This is a genomic window from Rhizobium ecuadorense (assembly GCF_001187535.1).
GTDB classification, from domain to species: domain Bacteria; phylum Pseudomonadota; class Alphaproteobacteria; order Rhizobiales; family Rhizobiaceae; genus Rhizobium; species Rhizobium ecuadorense.
Window position 1 is genome coordinate 1 of record NZ_LFIO01001521.1, and the last position, 1,020, is coordinate 1,020.

Annotated in this window: 1 protein-coding gene; it reads left to right on the top strand. The window is 63.3% G+C overall.

What is annotated here, in order from left to right:
• Positions 1-10 precede the first annotated feature (10 nt).
• On the top strand, positions 11-1,020 hold a 1,010-nt coding region (gene hemA, locus AF337_RS31540), incomplete at its 3' end, for a 5-aminolevulinate synthase (RefSeq protein ID WP_049735244.1).

The window sequence follows — 1,020 nt, forward strand, 5'->3', positions numbered from 1 at the left end:
GGAGCAGATGATGGATTTCGAAGCGTTTTTCAAAAACGAGCTGGACGGGCTTCATGCCGAGGGCCGTTACCGCGTTTTTGCCGATCTCGAGCGCCACCGCGGCAATTTCCCGCGCGCGACGCGTTATACGGCCGATGGCGAAAAGGAAGTCACGGTCTGGTGCTCCAACGACTATCTCGGCATGGGCCAGAACCCCAAGGTGATCGAGGCGATGAAGGCCGCCATCGACCACTGTGGCGCGGGTGCGGGAGGCACCCGGAATATTTCTGGCACCAACCACCATCACGTCATGCTCGAACGGGAACTGGCCGATCTGCATGCCAAGGAGGCGGCGCTGATCTTCACCTCGGGTTATGTCTCCAACTGGGCGGCACTCGGCACGCTCGGCGCCAGGATCCCCGGCCTGATCATCTTCTCCGACTCGCTGAACCATGCCTCGATGATCGAGGGTATCCGCCATGCCAAGTGTGGCAAGGTGATCTGGAAGCACAATGACGTCGCCGATCTCGAAGCCAAGCTGGCCGCTGCCGATCCGAAGGCGCCGAAGCTGATCGCCTTCGAGAGCGTCTATTCGATGGATGGCGACATCGCCCCGATCAAGGAAATCTGCGACCTCGCCGACAAATACGGGGCGATGACCTATCTCGACGAAGTGCATGCGGTCGGCATGTACGGCCCGCGCGGCGGCGGCATTGCCGAGCGCGAGGGGCTGATGGACCGGCTGACGGTGATCGAAGGCACGCTCGGCAAGGCCTTCGGGGTGATGGGCGGCTATATCGCCGCCTCGGCAGCCCTTTGCGATTTCATCCGTTCGTTTGCCTCCGGCTTCATCTTCACCACGGCGCTGCCGCCGGCGCTCGCGGCCGGTGCGGTCGCCTCGATCCAGCACCTGAAGGTCAGCCAGTTCGAGCGGGCCCGCCATCAGGACCGGGTGCGCAAGCTCCGGGCGCTGCTCGACCAGAACGGCATTCCGCATGTGCCCAATCCGAGCCATATCGTGCCGGTGCTGGTCGGCGATGC